Annotated in this window: 15 protein-coding genes and 1 tRNA gene; 10 read left to right on the forward strand and 6 right to left on the reverse strand. The window is 59.9% G+C overall.

Annotated elements, in window-relative coordinates; translation table 11 throughout:
- Window positions 1-15 precede the first annotated feature (15 nt).
- From M0D65_RS03755 to M0D65_RS03775, 5 genes are read left to right on the forward strand one after another with little or no spacing between them, the layout of a single operon-like run.
- Window positions 16-1,839: a carbamoyltransferase C-terminal domain-containing protein gene (locus tag M0D65_RS03755; protein ID WP_266251232.1), complete on the forward strand. Its 1,824-nt coding sequence runs from the start codon at window positions 16-18 to the stop codon at window positions 1,837-1,839.
- Window positions 1,836-3,191, forward strand: a complete 1,356-nt coding sequence (locus tag M0D65_RS03760; protein WP_266251234.1) for a cytochrome P450 — start codon at window positions 1,836-1,838, stop codon at window positions 3,189-3,191. The genes M0D65_RS03755 and M0D65_RS03760 overlap by 4 nt, the downstream gene beginning before the upstream one ends.
- Window positions 3,188-3,973, forward strand: coding sequence for an SDR family oxidoreductase (locus M0D65_RS03765; RefSeq protein WP_266251236.1), 786 nt, complete (start codon window positions 3,188-3,190; stop codon window positions 3,971-3,973). Before M0D65_RS03760 ends, M0D65_RS03765 begins: the two co-directional genes overlap by 4 nt.
- A 46-nt stretch (window positions 3,974-4,019) precedes the next feature.
- Window positions 4,020-4,991, forward strand: a complete 972-nt coding sequence (locus M0D65_RS03770; protein WP_266251238.1) for an alpha/beta hydrolase — start codon at window positions 4,020-4,022, stop codon at window positions 4,989-4,991.
- 52 nt (window positions 4,992-5,043) lie between these two features.
- A complete protein-coding gene (locus M0D65_RS03775; RefSeq protein WP_266251240.1) occupies window positions 5,044-6,378 on the forward strand; it encodes an LLM class flavin-dependent oxidoreductase in 1,335 nt (444 codons plus the stop codon).
- A gap of 98 nt (window positions 6,379-6,476) precedes the next feature.
- Here M0D65_RS03775 and M0D65_RS03780 read toward each other — a convergent pair whose 3' ends face one another.
- Window positions 6,477-6,794 carry a hypothetical protein gene (locus tag M0D65_RS03780; protein ID WP_266251242.1) on the reverse strand — a complete coding sequence of 106 codons (318 nt, stop codon included), beginning with the start codon at window positions 6,792-6,794 and terminating at the stop codon, window positions 6,477-6,479.
- Window positions 6,795-7,109: 315 nt separating this feature from the next.
- On the reverse strand, window positions 7,110-8,027 hold the full coding sequence (locus M0D65_RS03785; RefSeq protein ID WP_266251244.1) for a LysR substrate-binding domain-containing protein: 918 nt from the start codon (window positions 8,025-8,027) through the stop codon (window positions 7,110-7,112).
- A gap of 190 nt (window positions 8,028-8,217) precedes the next feature.
- Here M0D65_RS03785 and M0D65_RS03790 point away from each other — a divergent pair, with 190 nt between their 5' ends.
- The 5 genes from M0D65_RS03790 (at window position 8,218) to M0D65_RS03810 (ending at window position 12,879) form a co-directional block, all read left to right on the forward strand.
- Window positions 8,218-9,156 carry an amino acid ABC transporter permease gene (locus M0D65_RS03790; RefSeq protein WP_266251246.1) on the forward strand — a complete coding sequence of 313 codons (939 nt, stop codon included), beginning with the start codon at window positions 8,218-8,220 and terminating at the stop codon, window positions 9,154-9,156.
- Window positions 9,153-9,956 (forward strand): amino acid ABC transporter ATP-binding protein, encoded by an 804-nt coding sequence (locus M0D65_RS03795; protein WP_266251247.1) that lies wholly within the window; start codon window positions 9,153-9,155, stop codon window positions 9,954-9,956. The genes M0D65_RS03790 and M0D65_RS03795 overlap by 4 nt, the downstream gene beginning before the upstream one ends.
- A 49-nt stretch (window positions 9,957-10,005) precedes the next feature.
- Window positions 10,006-11,328: an LLM class flavin-dependent oxidoreductase gene (locus M0D65_RS03800; RefSeq protein ID WP_266251249.1), complete on the forward strand. Its 1,323-nt coding sequence runs from the start codon at window positions 10,006-10,008 to the stop codon at window positions 11,326-11,328.
- Window positions 11,329-11,400: 72 nt separating this feature from the next.
- Window positions 11,401-11,901: a flavin reductase family protein gene (locus tag M0D65_RS03805; protein WP_266251250.1), complete on the forward strand. Its 501-nt coding sequence runs from the start codon at window positions 11,401-11,403 to the stop codon at window positions 11,899-11,901.
- A 63-nt stretch (window positions 11,902-11,964) separates the two neighbouring features.
- A complete protein-coding gene (locus M0D65_RS03810) occupies window positions 11,965-12,879 on the forward strand; it encodes an ABC transporter substrate-binding protein (protein ID WP_266251252.1) in 915 nt (304 codons plus the stop codon).
- Window positions 12,880-12,958: 79 nt separating this feature from the next.
- On the opposite strand, the gene M0D65_RS03815 is transcribed toward M0D65_RS03810, so the two are convergent.
- The 4 genes from M0D65_RS03815 to pheT all read right to left on the reverse strand — a co-directional run bounded on the left by M0D65_RS03815 (window position 12,959) and on the right by pheT (window position 16,476).
- Window positions 12,959-13,035, reverse strand: a tRNA-Pro gene (locus M0D65_RS03815).
- 84 nt (window positions 13,036-13,119) lie between these two features.
- On the reverse strand, window positions 13,120-13,521 hold the full coding sequence (locus tag M0D65_RS03820) for a MerR family transcriptional regulator (protein WP_091020157.1): 402 nt from the start codon (window positions 13,519-13,521) through the stop codon (window positions 13,120-13,122).
- A gap of 43 nt (window positions 13,522-13,564) precedes the next feature.
- Complete coding sequence (locus M0D65_RS03825) at window positions 13,565-13,975, reverse strand: integration host factor subunit alpha (protein ID WP_091020155.1); 411 nt, start codon at window positions 13,973-13,975, stop codon at window positions 13,565-13,567.
- Window positions 13,976-14,043: 68 nt separating this feature from the next.
- Window positions 14,044-16,476 carry a phenylalanine--tRNA ligase subunit beta gene (gene pheT / locus M0D65_RS03830; protein WP_266251255.1) on the reverse strand — a complete coding sequence of 811 codons (2,433 nt, stop codon included), beginning with the start codon at window positions 16,474-16,476 and terminating at the stop codon, window positions 14,044-14,046.
- Window positions 16,477-16,494 lie beyond the last annotated feature (18 nt).

A 16,494-nucleotide genomic window follows, 5' to 3' on the forward strand; every position in this document is an offset into this window, starting at 1 on the left:
TACGTGCCGCTGCATATGCTGCTGCAACTCAGTCGCTACGACCTCGATGAAGTCGACGTGATCAACTTCCTCGGCGAGGTCGACTATAGCCAGGTGATCAGAGCGCTATGCGGCGGCGATCGCGCGAGATTCGAGGATTTCCGCTCGCGTACCCGTCTGCACGAACTAAAGGTGAATCATCACGCCACCCATGCGATTAATGGCGTTCTCGAGGCGTGGGTGCATGAACGACAAGCCGCTGCGCCACAGGGACGCGCCTACCATGTACTGATCACCGACGGTACCGGTGACGACTACGAGGCGACCTCCGTCTATACCGCCTTCGTCGATCCGCTAGCGCCGCTCGGGCAGTCGATTGCGTCGCTGCAGCGTGTCCGGCGCATTCCGGCCAGCGATCTGTCGTGCGGGCTGCTGTTTGCCCGCCTCGTATGCAACGCGGACACCGGCTTCGCGCCGCTCAAGGACGAATACAAGTCGCTCGGCTACGAAACTGCCATCGACAAGGTGCTCGACCACAACGCTCGCTCCCGGCTCGATCGCATTGTCGATAAGGTCGTAGCCAGTTTTTTCGATGACCGGCCGAGAGGCTTGAAGCGGGCACTGCGGGAAGATATCGCGAGCTTCCTGCCCGGGCTGCACGGCATCGAACCGCCTCAAACGCATCCCGGACAATTCGAGCGCAAGCCCGTGCTCCTCCATTGGGACGCGGATAAACCAGCGCGTTCGATACTCGACATCCGCCACCGCCCCACTCTGGCGTTGCGCGGCAGCGCCGAAGAAACCCAGCACCTGGGGCACGGCCTGTCCGTCAGGACCATGCAGGACATGGCTACCCGGCATGTTCCGATGCCCGCCTGCGTGCGCAGACATCTCGCCTCGTGCGACCGGTTTCAGATCAGGGTGCTGGCGTCCTATGTCGCCAATCGTTTCATCGAGCACTATGCCGCGGCTCTGCTGAAGCGGGAACACGTCGAAAACCTGATCGTTGGCGGCGGTGTCCATTTCAACGTCAAGCTCAACAACGTCATTCTGAACAGTATCGGCGGCAAGCTGTGCTGCGCCCCGCTCGCCGGCGATGTCGTTCATGCGGCGACCGGCGCGGTATTGCTCGACCCTTCTCTCGCCACACGTAGCACGGACCTGCTCCTGCTCAAGCGCGATCTCGCTGCGGCCTATCGCGGCGATTTCCCGGAGAACGTCGTCCACCTCGACGATCCCGAGGCTTTCCTTGAAATCGCGGCGCGGCAGATTGCGGAGGGACAGCTGGTCAATATCGTCAAGGACTGGGGTGAGCTGGGCCCGCGTGCGCTGCTGGCGAACTCGACACTGTGCCTGCCGACCGAGGCGCTGAAGAACCGCGTCAACCTGCTCAACGGACGCGACGACTATATGCCGATGGCACCGGTGCTACGTCAGGAAAGCCTCCGTACGTTGTTCGTCAGCCCGGAGGTGGACCGGATCGTGGGATCGCTGCACGGCATGATCGTCGCGGTCACCTACCGGGACGATGTGCCGCGCGACCGGTACGCAGGCGTGATGCACTTCATGAATGACGGGCGCGTCACCGGACGACCGATGGTGGCGACGAATGCCATCGACCGTGAATTGCTCCGACGTGTCGAAGTACTTTCAGGCCACCAGGCGCTGATCAACACCTCCTTCAACGTGCACGGCAAATCCACCGTACAACGGCTGCGGCACGCCTACGCCGACTTCGACTATCAATGCCGCAACGCAGACGCGCTAGCCCTGCCGCGACCGCTACTGATTGTATGCACGGCGACCCCGCGCATCTTGCGCGAGACGTCAACGGCAATTCATGCCGAGGCGGACCTATGAGCGCGAAGCCTATCCAGACGGTGAAGGGATGGCCGGTGCTCGGTTCCATCATGCACTACAAGCGCGACGCGCTTTCGCTGTTTCTCAATGCCGCGCGCGACCTCGGCGATGTTAGCGCGATCATGATGGGCCCCACCCGGGTCGTGCTGGTGAACAGTCCGCAGCACGTGGCCGAAATCCTGCAGGATCGGACCGACGCGTTCGGTAGAAGCCCGAGCTATCGGGAACTCGAATTGTTGCTTGGCGCCGGCATGCTGACGACCGAAGGCGCGCAATGGAAAGCACAACGCGCACAGGCACAGCCTGCCTTCCAGAAGAAGCAGCTAACCTCGATGATCCCGACCATTCGCGAGAAGATCGATCAGGTCGTCGGCGAGTGGATGCCCGCGGGTCAGACCGGGCTTCGTCGACGCGATCTGTTTGCGGACATGCTCGATATGTCGATGCGCATCACGCTGCGTACGCTGTTCGGACAGGTGCATGAACTAGCCCACCGCAAGATGATCACCGCACTCGAAGACGGGTCGCGCTACGTGATCCAGCGTCTGGAGGGCATCGTCAATCTGCCGCCGCACTGGCCGACGCCTTCGGCAAAAGAGTTCTGGAAGAACCGGGCTGTCCTCGACGCGTCGGTGCTCGACATCATTCGCCAGTACCAGCGTGGTACACAGCCGCCCAACCTGCTCGGCATGGTGCTGGAGGGAGACGGTCCTCAGGATGAGGAAAACATCAAGAACCAGTTGCTGACCCTGTTCATCACCTCCTACGAAACAGTGGCAACGGGCATGACGTGGGTGTTCCATTTTCTATCGCAACATCCCCGCTGGTATCAGGCGGTCGTCGAAGAACTCGGACGGTACGACGAGTTGGGCTACGACGATATCTTCAGCCTGACCACCACCAACGCCGTCATCCACGAAAGCCTGCGTCTGATGCCGCCCATCTGGTCCTTCTCGCGCACGGCGAAGCGCGACGTGACGATCGACGGTTATCCGATCGCTGCGGGAACGATGGTTGTGGTCTCACCATATTGCCTGCAACGCCACCCGTCGCACTGGGACGATCCCGACACGTTCAATCCGGCTCGCTGGACTGCGGGGTCCTCTACGTCGAAGCGTGTGTCGGCCTTCCTGCCGTTCGGCACCGGACCACGCATCTGCGTAGGAATGAACTACGCCATGATGCTGTTACCGCTGATCCTGAAGGGCGCCTGTCGGCGCGGCACGTTCTCGCTCGACTCCGCACATCCGGTCAGGATCAAGGCAGGCGTGACGATCCGCCCGGTGGGCGGCCTGATGGGACACTGGACATCGCACGAGCGGCCACTCGAACAGAAAGGTATCGCGACATGAAACTTGCCGGGAAGAACGTCTGGGTGATCGGCGCATCGATGGGCATCGGCAACGCAGTCGCTGAAGCCTTGCAAAAGAAAGGGGCAAACCTGTTGCTGTCGAGTCGCAGCACGGGCCTGCTCACGGCACTGGCTACGCGGCTCAATCTGCCGCAGGACCGGGTGCTGCCGTTCGACATCACGGATACCGGAGCGGTCGCGCAAACGGTTCGCAAAGCCATCGACATCATGGGTGGTATCGATGCGGTCGTGTTCACCGCCGGCGTCAGCCAGCGATCGATGGTCGCGCAGACCAGAATCGGCGTGTATCGCGATCTGATCAATCTCAACTTCCTGTCGATTGCCGACGTCACGCTGGCACTGTTGCCGCATATGCTGGCGAGGCGCAGCGGGCACATCGTCGTGCTCTCGAGTCTTGCCGGAAAGTTCGGTAGCGGCAATCGCTCGGGCTATTGCGCGTCGAAGCACGCACTACACGGTTTCTTCGACTCGCTACGCGCGGAACACCGGAAAGACCACATCGATGTCACCCTGGTATGCCCAGGCTATATCCGCACGGAGATCACGTTGCGTTCGCTGACCGGCGACGGCAGTCCGCACAACAAGGTCGACGAAGAACTGCTCAAGGGCATGCCCGTCGATCGATGCGCGGAGCAGATCGTAAAAGCTATCGAGCAGCGACGACGAGAGATCTATCCCGGCGGAAGCGAAACACTGGGTGTGTACCTGAACCGTTTCGTTCCCGGTTTCTTCGCCTGGCTCGTCAGCCGGCTAACGACGTAGCGTGAAAGCGCGCGTTCGTTACTCACGTTAATCGGGACATTCATCTATGCCGGTTTCACCCAGCGTCGAGAAATTCCTCAACCACCAGCGGGAGGCGAGCACGGTGAACATGACCGAGCTCGAACCGCCGGCCGCACGTGACTACTTCGACTTCTTCGCGTTGCACTGCGATATCGCACCGCGTCCGCTTCACACAGTCGAGGATGTGCTTATCGATACGCGTGACGGTGCGCAGATCGCCGCGCGCATCTACTATCCCTGCGAACCGAACTGGGCGGATCCGGTCCCTGCGCTGTTGTACTTTCACGCGGGCGGTTATGTGGTCGGTAGCCTGAAGTCAGCCGAGGGCGTGTGCCGGATGCTGGCCGCCGAGGCGCACTGCGCTGTGGTATCGGTCGATTACCGGCTCGCACCCGAGTACCGGTTTCCCTGTGCGGTCAATGATGCAATCGATGCCTTGTGCTGGTTATTTAACAAGGCCCCATCGCTCGCTATCGACACACGCAGACTCGCGATCGGTGGCGAAAGCGCCGGCGCCACGCTCGCGACCGTCTGCGCCGTCTATGCCCGCGACGCACACATCCCGCTTGCGTTGCAGATGCTGATCTACCCAGGGCTATCGGCACGCATCGATACCGATGCTCATCGCCAGTATGGCGAGGGATATTTCGTGTCGCTGCGCACGATTCGCTGGATCCAGCGGACCTATCTGGCAAGCGCCGACGATCTCGAAGACTGGCGTTTCGCACCGCTCGACGGCGAACGCAACGCGCCATCCAGTTGGACCGGTCTTGCGCCCGCATGGATCGCATCGGCCGAATGCGACCCCTCACAAGACATACATCTGGCGTATGCCGGCAAGTTGCGAAGCCACGGAAACCGCGTCGACATTCATCTCTATCCAGGGATGATTCACGGTTTCTTTTCTATGGGCAGCGTGATTCCCGAGGCCGAAATTGCTCATCGGGACGCTGTCGACATGTTGCGTACAGCGCTTGGAACCGCGGAACTGGAATGACTTCGCGGGCGTAGCGTCCGAGCGAGCCAGACCCATCACCAAAGGAAAACCGATGACCGAACGCAAAGAGAAGATGAAGCTAGGCGTCTTTCTCTACCAACCTGGGCACCACGTTGCGGGGTGGCGTCATCCCGAATCGCGCGCGGATCAGGCGTTGAATTTTCAACTCTATGCCGAGACGGTTCAGCTTGCCGAGCGGGCGAAGTTCGACCTGGCGTTCCTCGCGGACACAGCCGGCATCTGGGGCACCGACATCAAGGATCTGAGCCGCGGCGGAAAATTCGTATCGCAATTCGAGCCATTGACGTTGCTGTCCGCGCTATCCGTCGTGACGGACCGCATCGGCCTCGTCGCAACGGCCACGACAACATATAACGAACCGTTTCACATCGCACGCAAGTTCGCATCGCTCGATCATCTGAGCGGCGGGCGGGCGGGATGGAACGTCGTGACGTCGTCGAACGAATCGGAAGCGCTCAACTTCAGCCGCGATGCGCACAGTGCGCACGCCGACCGCTATGTGCGTGCGCGCGAGTTCGTTCAGGTGGTTAAAGGCTTGTGGAACAGCTGGGAAGAAGATGCGTTTCTGTACGACAAGGAGGCAGGCCTCTATTTCGACGAACGCAAGGTGCACGTATTGCATCACCGCGGCGAGCACTTTTCGGTGCGAGGACCGCTGAATGTCGCACGCACGCCGCAAGGGCACCCGGTGATATTCGAGGCGGGTCAGTCGGACGCGGGCAAAGCGCTCGCAGCCGAGACAGCGGAAGCTGTCTTCACGATCCAGCAGTCGCTCGCCGGCGCGCAGGGCTACTATGCGGAACTGAAGTCGGGAGCCGAAGCGGCCGGCCGTTCGCCCCGGGACCTGAAGGTGATGCCGGGCGTCTTTCCAATCGTCGGACGCACTGCCGAAGAAGCGGAAGAGAAATACGCGCAACTTCAGGATCTGGTTCATCCGGACGTCGGGATGACATTGCTTTCCGCGATGCTCGGCGACGTGGACCTGTCGGGCTACAAGCTGGACGAACCACTGCCCGAATTACCCGACACCAACATGAGCAAGAGCCGGCTCGCGTTACTCGTGCGCACCGCGCGCGAGCAGAATCTCACCCTCAGGGAACTGTATCTGACAGTTGCTTGTGCGAGAGGACACTGGATCGTGCGTGGCACCGCGCAACACATCGCAGACCAGCTTGAAGAGCGCTTCGTCAATCATGCGGCCGACGGCTTCATCGTGATGCCGCCGCACTTCCCCGGTGGCTTGATCGACTTTGTCGAACAGGTGGTGCCGGAGCTACAGCGGCGTGGGTTGTTTCGCACCGAGTATCAGGGGCGGACGCTGCGCGATCATCTGGGGTTGCCGCAGCCTGTGGTATGCGTCGGGTGAACGCAGATTTACGTGTGGAGTTCGTCATGGTGCAGCCGTCGGATAGTGCATCTGGATACTGTATCGGCGGCGGCACGTAATTGCGGGTGATCGTTCTGTTAGCGCTTTAACGACTGGTAGACCGGGATCGCAATGTATTTGCCTGCAAGCCACGCGAGCATAAACGCCAGGAACCAGGAAGGTCCGAGCACAAAGATGAGCAGAAGGATTTCCTCGTTCGCAATATAGTTGCCGATAAACCATACAAGAATCAGCGCTAGTAAGAAGAAGGCCCCGAACACGGGAATAAGCGCGAACGGGCTACCCCACAGACTCGGTTTGCCAAGCCATGTGTATGTAAATGCCCACGATATGAATCGATTGGACAAGACTAGCGACGCCAGCAGCACAATCATCGTTTTGATCGCGGTCTTCATCGGACAGTTGGCATCCTCTAGTGGGTAAAAGGCCACGCGCAATAGCGAGAGTTCAGCCGGAAACACGAAGGCAGGTGACGCTCAGGAGTCTCGCCGGATTGTGCTACTCGGCTAACACCAGAGCGGTGCAGATTCGAGCGCTATACGAACAGGACATCATCGACACTCCGTTCGAATCAGCATTCCGACCTTCGGCGATCCAGCGCAGTGCGGTAAATTCGCTTCCTTATTCGCGTCGGCATATTCGCGTTTGTCCGCAGTACCTGTGAGCCCATCGACCTGTCGACGCAAGGCTACGGCTCTTTTTCAGGTCCGCTAGCGCTTCGACGCACGCGCCTCTTTTGCCTCGTTGAATTCGAGCAGCAGCATGTCGCGAAACCCCTTTGCCGCCGTAGACAACGGGCGAGCGGTCGACGTAATCAGATACGCGCGATAGTCGATGCGCGGCTTGAACGCGGCGATGTGATAGCCGAGATGCGCGAGCTCGAGCGCCGATTCGCGGATCACGAGCCCGACGCCCAGACCATGCGCCACCATATGACAGACCGTCGATGCCCACGGTGTCTCCGCGCGAATGCGTCGTTCGACGCCGCTCGAATCGAATACCGCATCGACGGATGTGCGCGCCTTCACGTTGGAAGCCATCGAAATGAAGTCTTCGCCGGACAGATCGCTCGGCTGCAAAACGGGTCGTCCAGTCAGGCGGTGCCCTTTGGGCAAAATGCACACGATCTCCGAACTGGTGACTTCCTCGCTGCGCAAACCCTCGCGATCCGATGCGCGTAGTGCAATGCCGAGGTCGATGGTTTGCCGCGACACGGCTTCGATCACGTTGTCGGTCGACATCGGCTCCAGCGATGTCAGCAGTCCCTCACGCTCCGCGACATAGCGTGTGATGCGCTCGGTGATCCAGCCCTCGGCGAATGCGGGAAATACGCCGACGCGCAAATAGCCGCGTCGTGTCATGCCGATATCTCTCGCCACGTCGTTCAGGTAGTCGAGGCCGCGATATACCTGCGTGACTTCCGCGAAGAAGATTTCCGCTTCCGGCGTCGGCACGAGCTTGCCCCGGCGCCGCTCGAAAGCGACGAAGCCGGCCTCCTGCTCGAAGCGCTCGATCATCCGGCTCACGGCCGGCTGCGATACGTTCAGGCGCTGCCCGGCAGCGGTGATCGAACCGTGCGTCATCACCGCGACAAACACTTCCATCTGCTTGGCATTAAGCCTGGCCACGAGCGTGTCCCCCCGACAGTTGATGCAATGCGGTAGCGTTGAGAACCCACCGAGCAACGATCTTAGGGCATTACATAGAGTAGGATCAAACAAACAAAATTGTAATGGATGTAATAGTTTTGCCTGCCTATAGTCGCTTCATCGACGCATTGCGCACCTTTCGAAACGACTGCTTCACGAGGACAGGCCAGTGGACATTGAAGCTCGCAAAGACATGCAGGACCCCGCTGCGTTTTTCACGGAGACGCCGCTCGTCCACCGGCATAAGGGCGCAGCGCACAGGCACGGCGTGCAGCAGCCCGCGGGCTTGCGCATTCACGCGCGGCCGAAGAAGTCCGACTGGTTCTGGTACGCCATGCTGCTGGTCGTCTTTGTACTATTCGTCGAACTGGTGGTCGACAATCCCCGCTGGCAGTGGGACATCGTCGCCCATTACCTGTTCAACAAGCGTGTGATGAAGGGACTCGGGAATACATTGATCCTGACCCTGCTGTCGAGCGCGCTTGGCCTGTGTTTTGGCGTCGCGATCGCCGCCTGCCGGATGGCGGACAACGCAGTGCTGCGCGCCGCTGGCTACGTGTACATCTGGATCATCCGCGCGACGCCGCCGCTTGCGATGCTGCTGTTCCTGTTCTTCCTGTCTGCGCTGATCCCGCGGCTCTATCTGCCGTTGCCGTTACTGCACGCGAATCTGTTCGACATCGACACCAACCAGATCGTCTCGCGCTTCAGTGCAGCCGTGATCGGTCTCGCGATGTACCTCGGTGGTTATAGCGCGGAAATTTTTCGCGGCGGCGTTTCAGCCGTCGACCGCGGACAGCGCGAAGCCTGCAAGGCGATCGGCATGAGCGATTTCCGCACGATGTGGCATGTGGTCATGCCGCAAGCGGTACGCATCATCATTCCGCCACTCGCCAACGAACTGATCACGATGTTCAAGAACACATCGCTCGTCACGGTGATCGGCTATGTCGAACTCCTGACAACCGTGCAACTGATCTACGCGACCAACTTCGAAACGATTCCATTGCTGACCGTCGCCTGTATCTGGTATCTGGCGCTGACGAGCCTCGCAATGGCGGCGCAGAGTCTGCTTGAACGTCACTTCAGGAAAGGAGTGCGGACGTGAACGCGATTTTCAAGGAAACATCGGAGATGAACGACGCGACACGCTTTCTCGACATGCGCGCCGTTACGAAGCAGTTCGGCGACTTCATCGCGCTGGATGCTGTGGACTTCTCGCTGTCCAAAGGCGAAGTCGTCGCGATAATCGGGCCGTCCGGTTCGGGCAAGAGCACACTGCTTCGCTGCATCAATATGCTCGAATTGATCGACTCCGGCAGCATCACCTTCAAGGGCGAAGTGCTCGGCACGGAAATGCGCGGTACCCGCTGCGTCCGCCTGCCGAATAAAACACTCGATCAGCAACGCCGTTACTTCGGCATGGTCTTTCAGGGCTTCCATCTGTTCCCGCACTATTCGGCGCTCGACAACGTGCTGGCCGGCCCGTGCATCGTCGGACGCAAGCGCAAGCGCGACGCGATGGAGCGCGGCAAGTACTTGTTGTCACGCGTTGGACTCGCAGACCGGATGCACCACTACCCAGCCGAGCTGTCGGGCGGACAGAAGCAGCGCGTCGCGATAGCACGCGCGCTTGCGATGGAACCGGAAGTGATGCTGTTCGACGAGCCGACCAGTGCGCTCGATCCAGAACTCGTCAACGAAGTGCTCAACGTGATCAGAGAGCTGGCGCTCGCGGACACCACGATGATCGTCGTCACGCACGAAATGGAATTTGCGCGCAAGGTGGCAAGCCGGGTAGTGCTGATGGACGGCGGCCGCATCGTCGATGAGGGCACACCGGCCTACATCTTCAACGGCGGCGGAACCGAACGCTGCAAACGCTTTCTTTCCAGCCTGCATACCTAGTGCATGACGGTCAATCGGTAATCTGCAAACTTCAATCGGGATTGGAAAAATGACTGCTACAGACGGAAAAATTCGAATTGGCCTGTCGATGCGCTATCTGGGTTATCACATGGCTGCATGGCGGCATCCGGATGTGCCGTCAGCAGGTGCCATCGATTTCAATTATTTTCTTCGTACTGCAAGGAAAGCGGAAGAAGCCAGACTGGACATGATCTTCTTTGCCGACGGAATCGGTGTCCGCGCAAACGACACGCCTAAAGGATCGCTCGCCCGCGATGCAAAGAATGCCGAACTCGAACCACTGACCTTGCTGGCCGCGATCGGTGCGTGCACATCGCACATCGGCCTCGTCGCGACGGCTTCGACGACGTACAACGAGCCTTTCCATATCGCACGCAAGTATGCATCGATCGACCATATCAGCGGCGGTCGCGCGGGCTGGAACGTCGTCACGTCGTGGTCGCAGCAGGAAGCGTGGAATTTCAGCCGCGACGAGCATCTCGGCTATGAAGAGCGTTATGAGCGCGCGGACGAGTTCGTCGAAGTAGTCAGGAAGCTGTGGGACAGCTGGGAAGACGACGCGTTTATCCGTGACAAGGCGAGCGGTGTTTTCTATGACGAGGCTAAGCTGCATGTGCCGAATCACAAGGGCAAGCACTTCAAGGTGCGCGGCCCGCTGAACTCCGCGCGCACGCCGCAAGGTCGTCCGATCATCGTGCAAGCCGGTGCCGCCGAAGCGGGCCGCGAGCTTGCTGCGCGCTATGCCGATGTCGTCTATAGCAACGCAAGCAGCATGGAAGGCGCCAAGGCCTACTACGACGATCTCAAAGGCCGCCTTGCGAAATACGGTCGCACGCCAGATCAACTTTTGATCATGCCCGGCGTCACGCTGTATGTCGGCAAGACGCGCGGCGACGCGCAGGACAAGTTCGATCAGCTACAAAATCTGATCGATCCGCTTAGCGGATTAGCCATTCTGTACGGCGTGCTCGGCGATCTGTCCGAATACGATCTCGACGGGCCAGTGCCCGATGTCGGCAATCAGCGTGTGCGCAGTATCGCGGAGAATCTGCTTGCGCTGGCGCACAGAGAAAACCTGACAATCCGCCAGATGTACAAACGCGTGGCCTCGGGCAATAACTGGCAGATTGTCGGCACCGCGGAAGACATCGTCGATGAAATGGAAAGGTGGTTCCGGGCCGGCGCTGCCGATGGCTTCAATATCTGCCCTGCGACGTTGCCACAGGGTGTTGACGACCTGACGCAATACATCCTTCCCGAACTGCGCAAGCGCGGGCTGTTCCGCACCGAGTACGAGGCGAGCACGTTGAGAGGCAATCTCGGACTGCGTCCCCTGCACCTTGGCGACTAGATCCCGGTTTCTGAAAAAGTATCGTGCGCCGCTTGCCAAGGAGCGGTGCCTTTCTGACGCGAGGCGTTTCACATGAGCACCGACACGACCGGCGAACTCTTCCGCAACGCGATGGCGCGCTTCACGAACGGTGTCACCGTCATCACGACCGCGAAAAGCGGCACACCGTTCGGCCTGATCGCGACATCGGTGTGCAGCCTGTCTGCCGATCCGCCGACGGTGCTTGTCTGCGTGAATCGAAGCGCGAGCGCACACGACGTGATCCTGCGTGCGAAGGTGTTTGCCGTCAATCTGCTGTCCGCCGATCAGAAGAACGTCGCGCAACGTTTTGCCAGCGAGAAAGGGCCGTCCCGTTTCGATCCGACGCAATGGACAACCGGCAAGAGTGGCACGCCGTTGCTGACCGGCAGTGTCGTCTCTCTCGATTGCAAGGTAATCGCGACGCACAATGGGTACTCGCATACGATCTTTATCGGCGAGATCACCGATTCAGCGACGCACGAAGATCCATCCGCGCACTGTCTGTTGTGGCATCAGCGTCATTTCGCGGCCGCGGCGATGGAAGCGAGATGAACATCACGGCAGAACCTGCGCTTTAGTCCGTCCGGTCAACCCCATTCCAATCATCCCCACATAATGACCAGGCCCATCAGTTGCACCCGGATCGTTGCGCGACTCACCGTTGCCACCGTGCTCGGTCTGAGCGTTGCGCCGTGCGTCGTGTCACCCGCTTTCGCCGAAGACGCGTCGAATATCGACGCCATTCCCGCCGACCACGCGCTTTCCGCGCTTGTCCCTGAGTTCTATCGTCAGAAGCAGCCGATCGCGGTTGCGGTCAATCCAGAGATCGCACCTGTCAAGTTCATCGACGAAGACGGCGACGTGGCGGGTTTCGCGCCCGATCTGATCTCTGCTGCGGCCAAGGTGCTGGGGCTGAAAATCAAGTTCGAGCAGGCATCGTTTGATTCGTTGATTCCGGGCCTCGCCGCGAATCGCTTCGATGTGTTGCTCTCGCTTGGCGATTTTCCGTCGCGTCATGGCAAGGTGACGTTCATCGATTACCTAAACGTGGGCCAGACGATCGTCGCGTCGCGTAAGGCGCGATTGACGCTCAAATCGCTCGACGATCTATGTGGGATGCAAATCGCGCTGCCGCGCGGCACAGCGCCGCTGCAACGAGCCAATGAAGTGAGCAGCAAATGCGTAGCGGACGGTAAGAAAGCAATCTCGATCGCCACCTATCCGGACACCAACATGACGCTGATGTCGCTGACCAACGAAGCGAGCCAGGCTGCATGGGTCGACTCGCCCGCGGCAAACTACAACATCAAGAAGTTTCCAGACAAATACCAGGCGGTGTACTACTACAACCTGTCGTCATACGGAATCGGCTTTGGCGTCGAAGACAACGGCAAGCGGCTCGCTCATGCATTCCAGCAAGCCCTGATCAAGTTGCAGAAGGAAGGGTTTTATCAAGGTGTGATGCAGAAGTGGGGGCTGCCCGCGAAGGACGGACGCCCCACCTTCCCCATCAACGATCCGCAGATGTGAGTCTCTGGCTGGCAGCGAGCAAAATCCACCCCAGACGAAAAAGGCCTTACAAGCGTTGCTTGTAAGGCCTTGATTTCTCTGGTCGGGGCGAGAGGATTTGAACCTCCGACCACCTGCACCCCATGCAGGTACGCTACCAGGCTGCGCTACGCCCCGAAAGCGTGAAAGTATAACAGAGAGTCCTTCCGATTTGAACGCTGATACTTCACACGCGATACAAAACTTGGTGCAACAGAGCAGCTAACGCCCGAGCACATCGAGCACATGAAGCAGTTCTTTGCGCAACGCATCGACATCGACGTTCGCAGATGTCTGCGGCACAACAGTCTCGCTCTCTTCTTCGATCTCAGCGGCCGCATGATGCCCAGAGCCGCCATGTGAATCGAGCCGGTTACGCGCACCGTTGATCGTAAAGCCCTGCTCATAGAGCAACTCGCGAATCCGCCGGATCAGCAGTACTTCATGATGCTGATAGTACCGGCGATTCCCGCGGCGCTTCACCGGCCGCAACTGCGTGAACTCCTGCTCCCAGTAACGCAGCACATGCGGCTTCACGCCGCACAGTTCGCTGACTTCACCGATGGTGAAGTAGCGCTTTGCTGGAATCGGAGGCAAGACGACTTTTTCGATCGTCGCTGTCATCGTCAGTTAGCCGTATGGGTTGCGCAGAAGGCGCGCGAAACGGTCAGCGCGCGTAGCTTGCTTCAGCGCCGTTCTCCACCAGCGCCTTCAGCTTTTGACTTGCATGAAACGTCACGACACGGCGCGCAGCAATCGGAATCGCTTCGCCGGTTTTCGGATTTCTACCGGGACGCTGCGGCTTGTCGCGCAACTGGAAATTGCCGAAGCCGGACAGCTTCACGCTGTCGCCGCTTTCCAGCGCATCGCGAATCACCTCGAAGAACGCTTCGACCATATCCTTCGCTTCCCGCTTGTTGAGTCCGACATTGTCGAACAGCAACTCGGCAAGCTCGGCCTTGGTCAATGTCGGCGCCTCGCCCGATGCGCCCGCGGATGATGTCGGGATATCGCGAATCATGGCGCTGCGTTGCGCCGAAAGAAGGGCTTCGAAATCACTCGAGTTCATTTCATTCATATCTGTCAAATGGCGCGCCACCCATAAACCGAAACATGCGGAAACTGCTGTTTGCAGGTGACCGTGGGTTATCCGCGCAGCCGTGCGCCATATACTCGAGCCAGACGATTCACCAGAGTTTGAATGGCCAGATCGACCGTTTCATCCTGAAGTGTCCCGCCAGTATCTTGCAAGGTTACACGGAACGCAAGGCTTTTCTCGTGTGCAGCCAACCCACCGGAAGTACTTGATTTTGGACGAAATTCGTCGAAAAGCGCAACCCTTTGAACGGTCTTGCAGGCGTCCTCGGAAAGCGCATTCTGCATCTCGTCGAGCAGTGCCTGAACCTCGATTTTCTGATCCACCACGACGGCAATATCGCGCCGAACCGGCGGGAATTTCGACACATCGGTCGGGCTCGGCAACGTACGCCCAATCAGCGCGTCCGTTTCAATTTCAAACAGAATCGGCGCATGCGGTAAATCGTATTTCTGCATCCAGCGCGGATGCAGTTCGCCGATCCAGCCCACTGCGCGACCATTCAATTCGATGCGCGCGCTGCGCCCCGGATGCAGCGCGGGATGCTCCGCCGTCACGAACCGCGCGACAGCCGGTGCCAGCACCGCCTCCAGGTCGCCCTTCACGTCGAAATAGTCGACTGCGCGCGACGGTGCGCCCCACTGCTCTTCGAGTGCCGGGCCGTAGGCGAGCGCGCCAACCATCTTCGGCTGAGCGTAACCTTCCACAGCCAGTTCGCCCGCCTTCATCGCTGCGTCCGGCAGGAACACGCGCCCTGCTTCGAACACACGAACCCGGTCTGCACGGCGATTCAGATTGTGGCGCAGCACACTGATCAAACTGCCGAACAGGGTCGTACGCATGACCGAGAGCTGACTCGCGATCGGATTGAGCAGGCGCACCGGCTTGTCGTTGCCGGCGAAATCCTGTTCCCATTCCGCATCGACGAAGCTGAAGTTCACCGTTTCCGCATAGTCGCGCGCGGCGAGCGCATGACGGATCGTGTGAATCGAGCGCTGCGTTTCATTCGTCGCGCGCATTTCGCTCGTGGCCACGGGCGGGCGCGCCGGGATCTTCTCGAAACCGTAGATGCGCGCGACTTCTTCGATCAGGTCTTCCTCGATCTCGATGTCGAAGCGGTACGGCGGCGGCGTTACGGAGAACGTGTCGCCGTCCCGCTCGAACGTCAGACCGAGACGCGTGAATATCTGCGCAATCTCGTCGGCGCCGATTGCTACACCGATGATCCGGTTCGCCCGCGCAACACGCATCTTCACCGGCGTACGTTGCGGCACGTTGACGATCTGGTCGTCGACCGGGCCCGCTGCGCCACCGCAGATATCGAGGATCAGTTGCGTGATGCGTTCGATATGCTCGACGGTCGTCGAATAGTCGACACCGCGTTCGAAACGATGCGCCGCATCGGTAGAGAAGTTATAGCGGCGCGCGCGGCCACGAATGCTGTCCGGCCACCAGAACGCGGCTTCCAGATAGATGTTGGTCGTGTCGAGCGTGACTGCCGTGCTGTCGCCGCCCATGATGCCGGCGAAGCTTTCCAGGTGCCGGTCGTCGGCGATCACGCCGACGGCTTCATCGACTTCAACCGTATTACCGTTCAGCAGTTTCAGCGATTCGCCGCGCCGGCCCCAGCGCACATCGAGGCCGCCATGAATCTTGTCGAGGTCGAATACGTGCGACGGCCGACCCAGTTCGAGCATCACGTAGTTCGAGATGTCGACGAGCGCGGAAATGCTGCGCTGGCCCGAGCGTTCCAGACGTTCGACCATCCACTGCGGCGACTTCGCGCGCGCGTTCACGCCGCGAATCACACGACCGGAGAAGCGGCCACACAGATCGGGCGCGGAGATTTTCACCGGCAGCTTTTCGTTCAACGTCGCGGCAACCGGCTTGATATCGAGCGGATGCAGCGTCGCACCGGTGATCGCAGCGGTCTCGCGCGCAACGCCGAATACCGACAGACAGTCAGCCTTGTTCGGCGTCAGCTTGATTTCGAAAATCGTATCGTCGAGGTTCAGCGTTTCGCGAATGTCCTGGCCGATCGGTGTGTCTTCCGGCAGGATCAGCAAGCCGCTGTGATCTTCCGACAGCTTCAGCTCCCGTGCCGAGCACAGCATCCCCTGGCTCTCGACACCGCGCAGCTTCGACAGCTTGATCGCGAACGGCGCACCGCCCTCTTCGGCCGGCGGCAACTCTGCACCGACCAGCGCGACCGGCACCTTGATGCCAGGCGCCACGTTCGGCGCGCCACATACGATGTTCAACGTCGTGCCCGTGCCGGCGTCGACCTGGCAAACGTTGAGCTTGTCCGCGTCCGGGTGCTTCACGACTTCGAGCACACGCCCGACGACAATCTTCGAAGTAGCCGGCGCCGCCGGCCGCAGGCTTTCGACTTCGAGACCCGCCATGGTCAGCGCGTGCGACAGCGCGTCCGTCGTCAGTTGCGGATCGACAAAGGTTCTCAGCCAGGATTCCGGGAATTGCATGGTTCTGTGTACGTTCTG

Origin of the sequence: Paraburkholderia sp. CHISQ3, assembly GCF_030464945.1 — a bacterium.
GTDB lineage: Bacteria > Pseudomonadota > Gammaproteobacteria > Burkholderiales > Burkholderiaceae > Paraburkholderia > Paraburkholderia megapolitana.

Bases quoted from the DNA above. Each gene is read 5' to 3' on its own strand.
- M0D65_RS03780 (WP_266251242.1), bottom strand. From the start codon at position 6,794: ATGAAGACCGCGATCAAAACGATGATTGTGCTGCTGGCGTCGCTAGTC.
- M0D65_RS03770 (WP_266251238.1), top strand. From the start codon at position 4,020: ATGCCGGTTTCACCCAGCGTCGAGAAATTCCTCAACCACCAGCGGGAG.
- M0D65_RS03760 (WP_266251234.1), top strand. From the start codon at position 1,836: ATGAGCGCGAAGCCTATCCAGACGGTGAAGGGATGGCCGGTGCTCGGT.
- M0D65_RS03765 (WP_266251236.1), top strand. From the start codon at position 3,188: ATGAAACTTGCCGGGAAGAACGTCTGGGTGATCGGCGCATCGATGGGC.
- M0D65_RS03820 (WP_091020157.1), bottom strand. From the start codon at position 13,521: ATGACAGCGACGATCGAAAAAGTCGTCTTGCCTCCGATTCCAGCAAAG.
- M0D65_RS03775 (WP_266251240.1), top strand. From the start codon at position 5,044: ATGACCGAACGCAAAGAGAAGATGAAGCTAGGCGTCTTTCTCTACCAA.
- M0D65_RS03825 (WP_091020155.1), bottom strand. From the start codon at position 13,975: ATGAATGAAATGAACTCGAGTGATTTCGAAGCCCTTCTTTCGGCGCAA.
- M0D65_RS03800 (WP_266251249.1), top strand. From the start codon at position 10,006: ATGACTGCTACAGACGGAAAAATTCGAATTGGCCTGTCGATGCGCTAT.
- M0D65_RS03805 (WP_266251250.1), top strand. From the start codon at position 11,401: ATGAGCACCGACACGACCGGCGAACTCTTCCGCAACGCGATGGCGCGC.
- pheT (WP_266251255.1), bottom strand. From the start codon at position 16,476: ATGCAATTCCCGGAATCCTGGCTGAGAACCTTTGTCGATCCGCAACTG.
- M0D65_RS03755 (WP_266251232.1), top strand. From the start codon at position 16: ATGCTGCTGCAACTCAGTCGCTACGACCTCGATGAAGTCGACGTGATC.
- M0D65_RS03810 (WP_266251252.1), top strand. From the start codon at position 11,965: ATGACCAGGCCCATCAGTTGCACCCGGATCGTTGCGCGACTCACCGTT.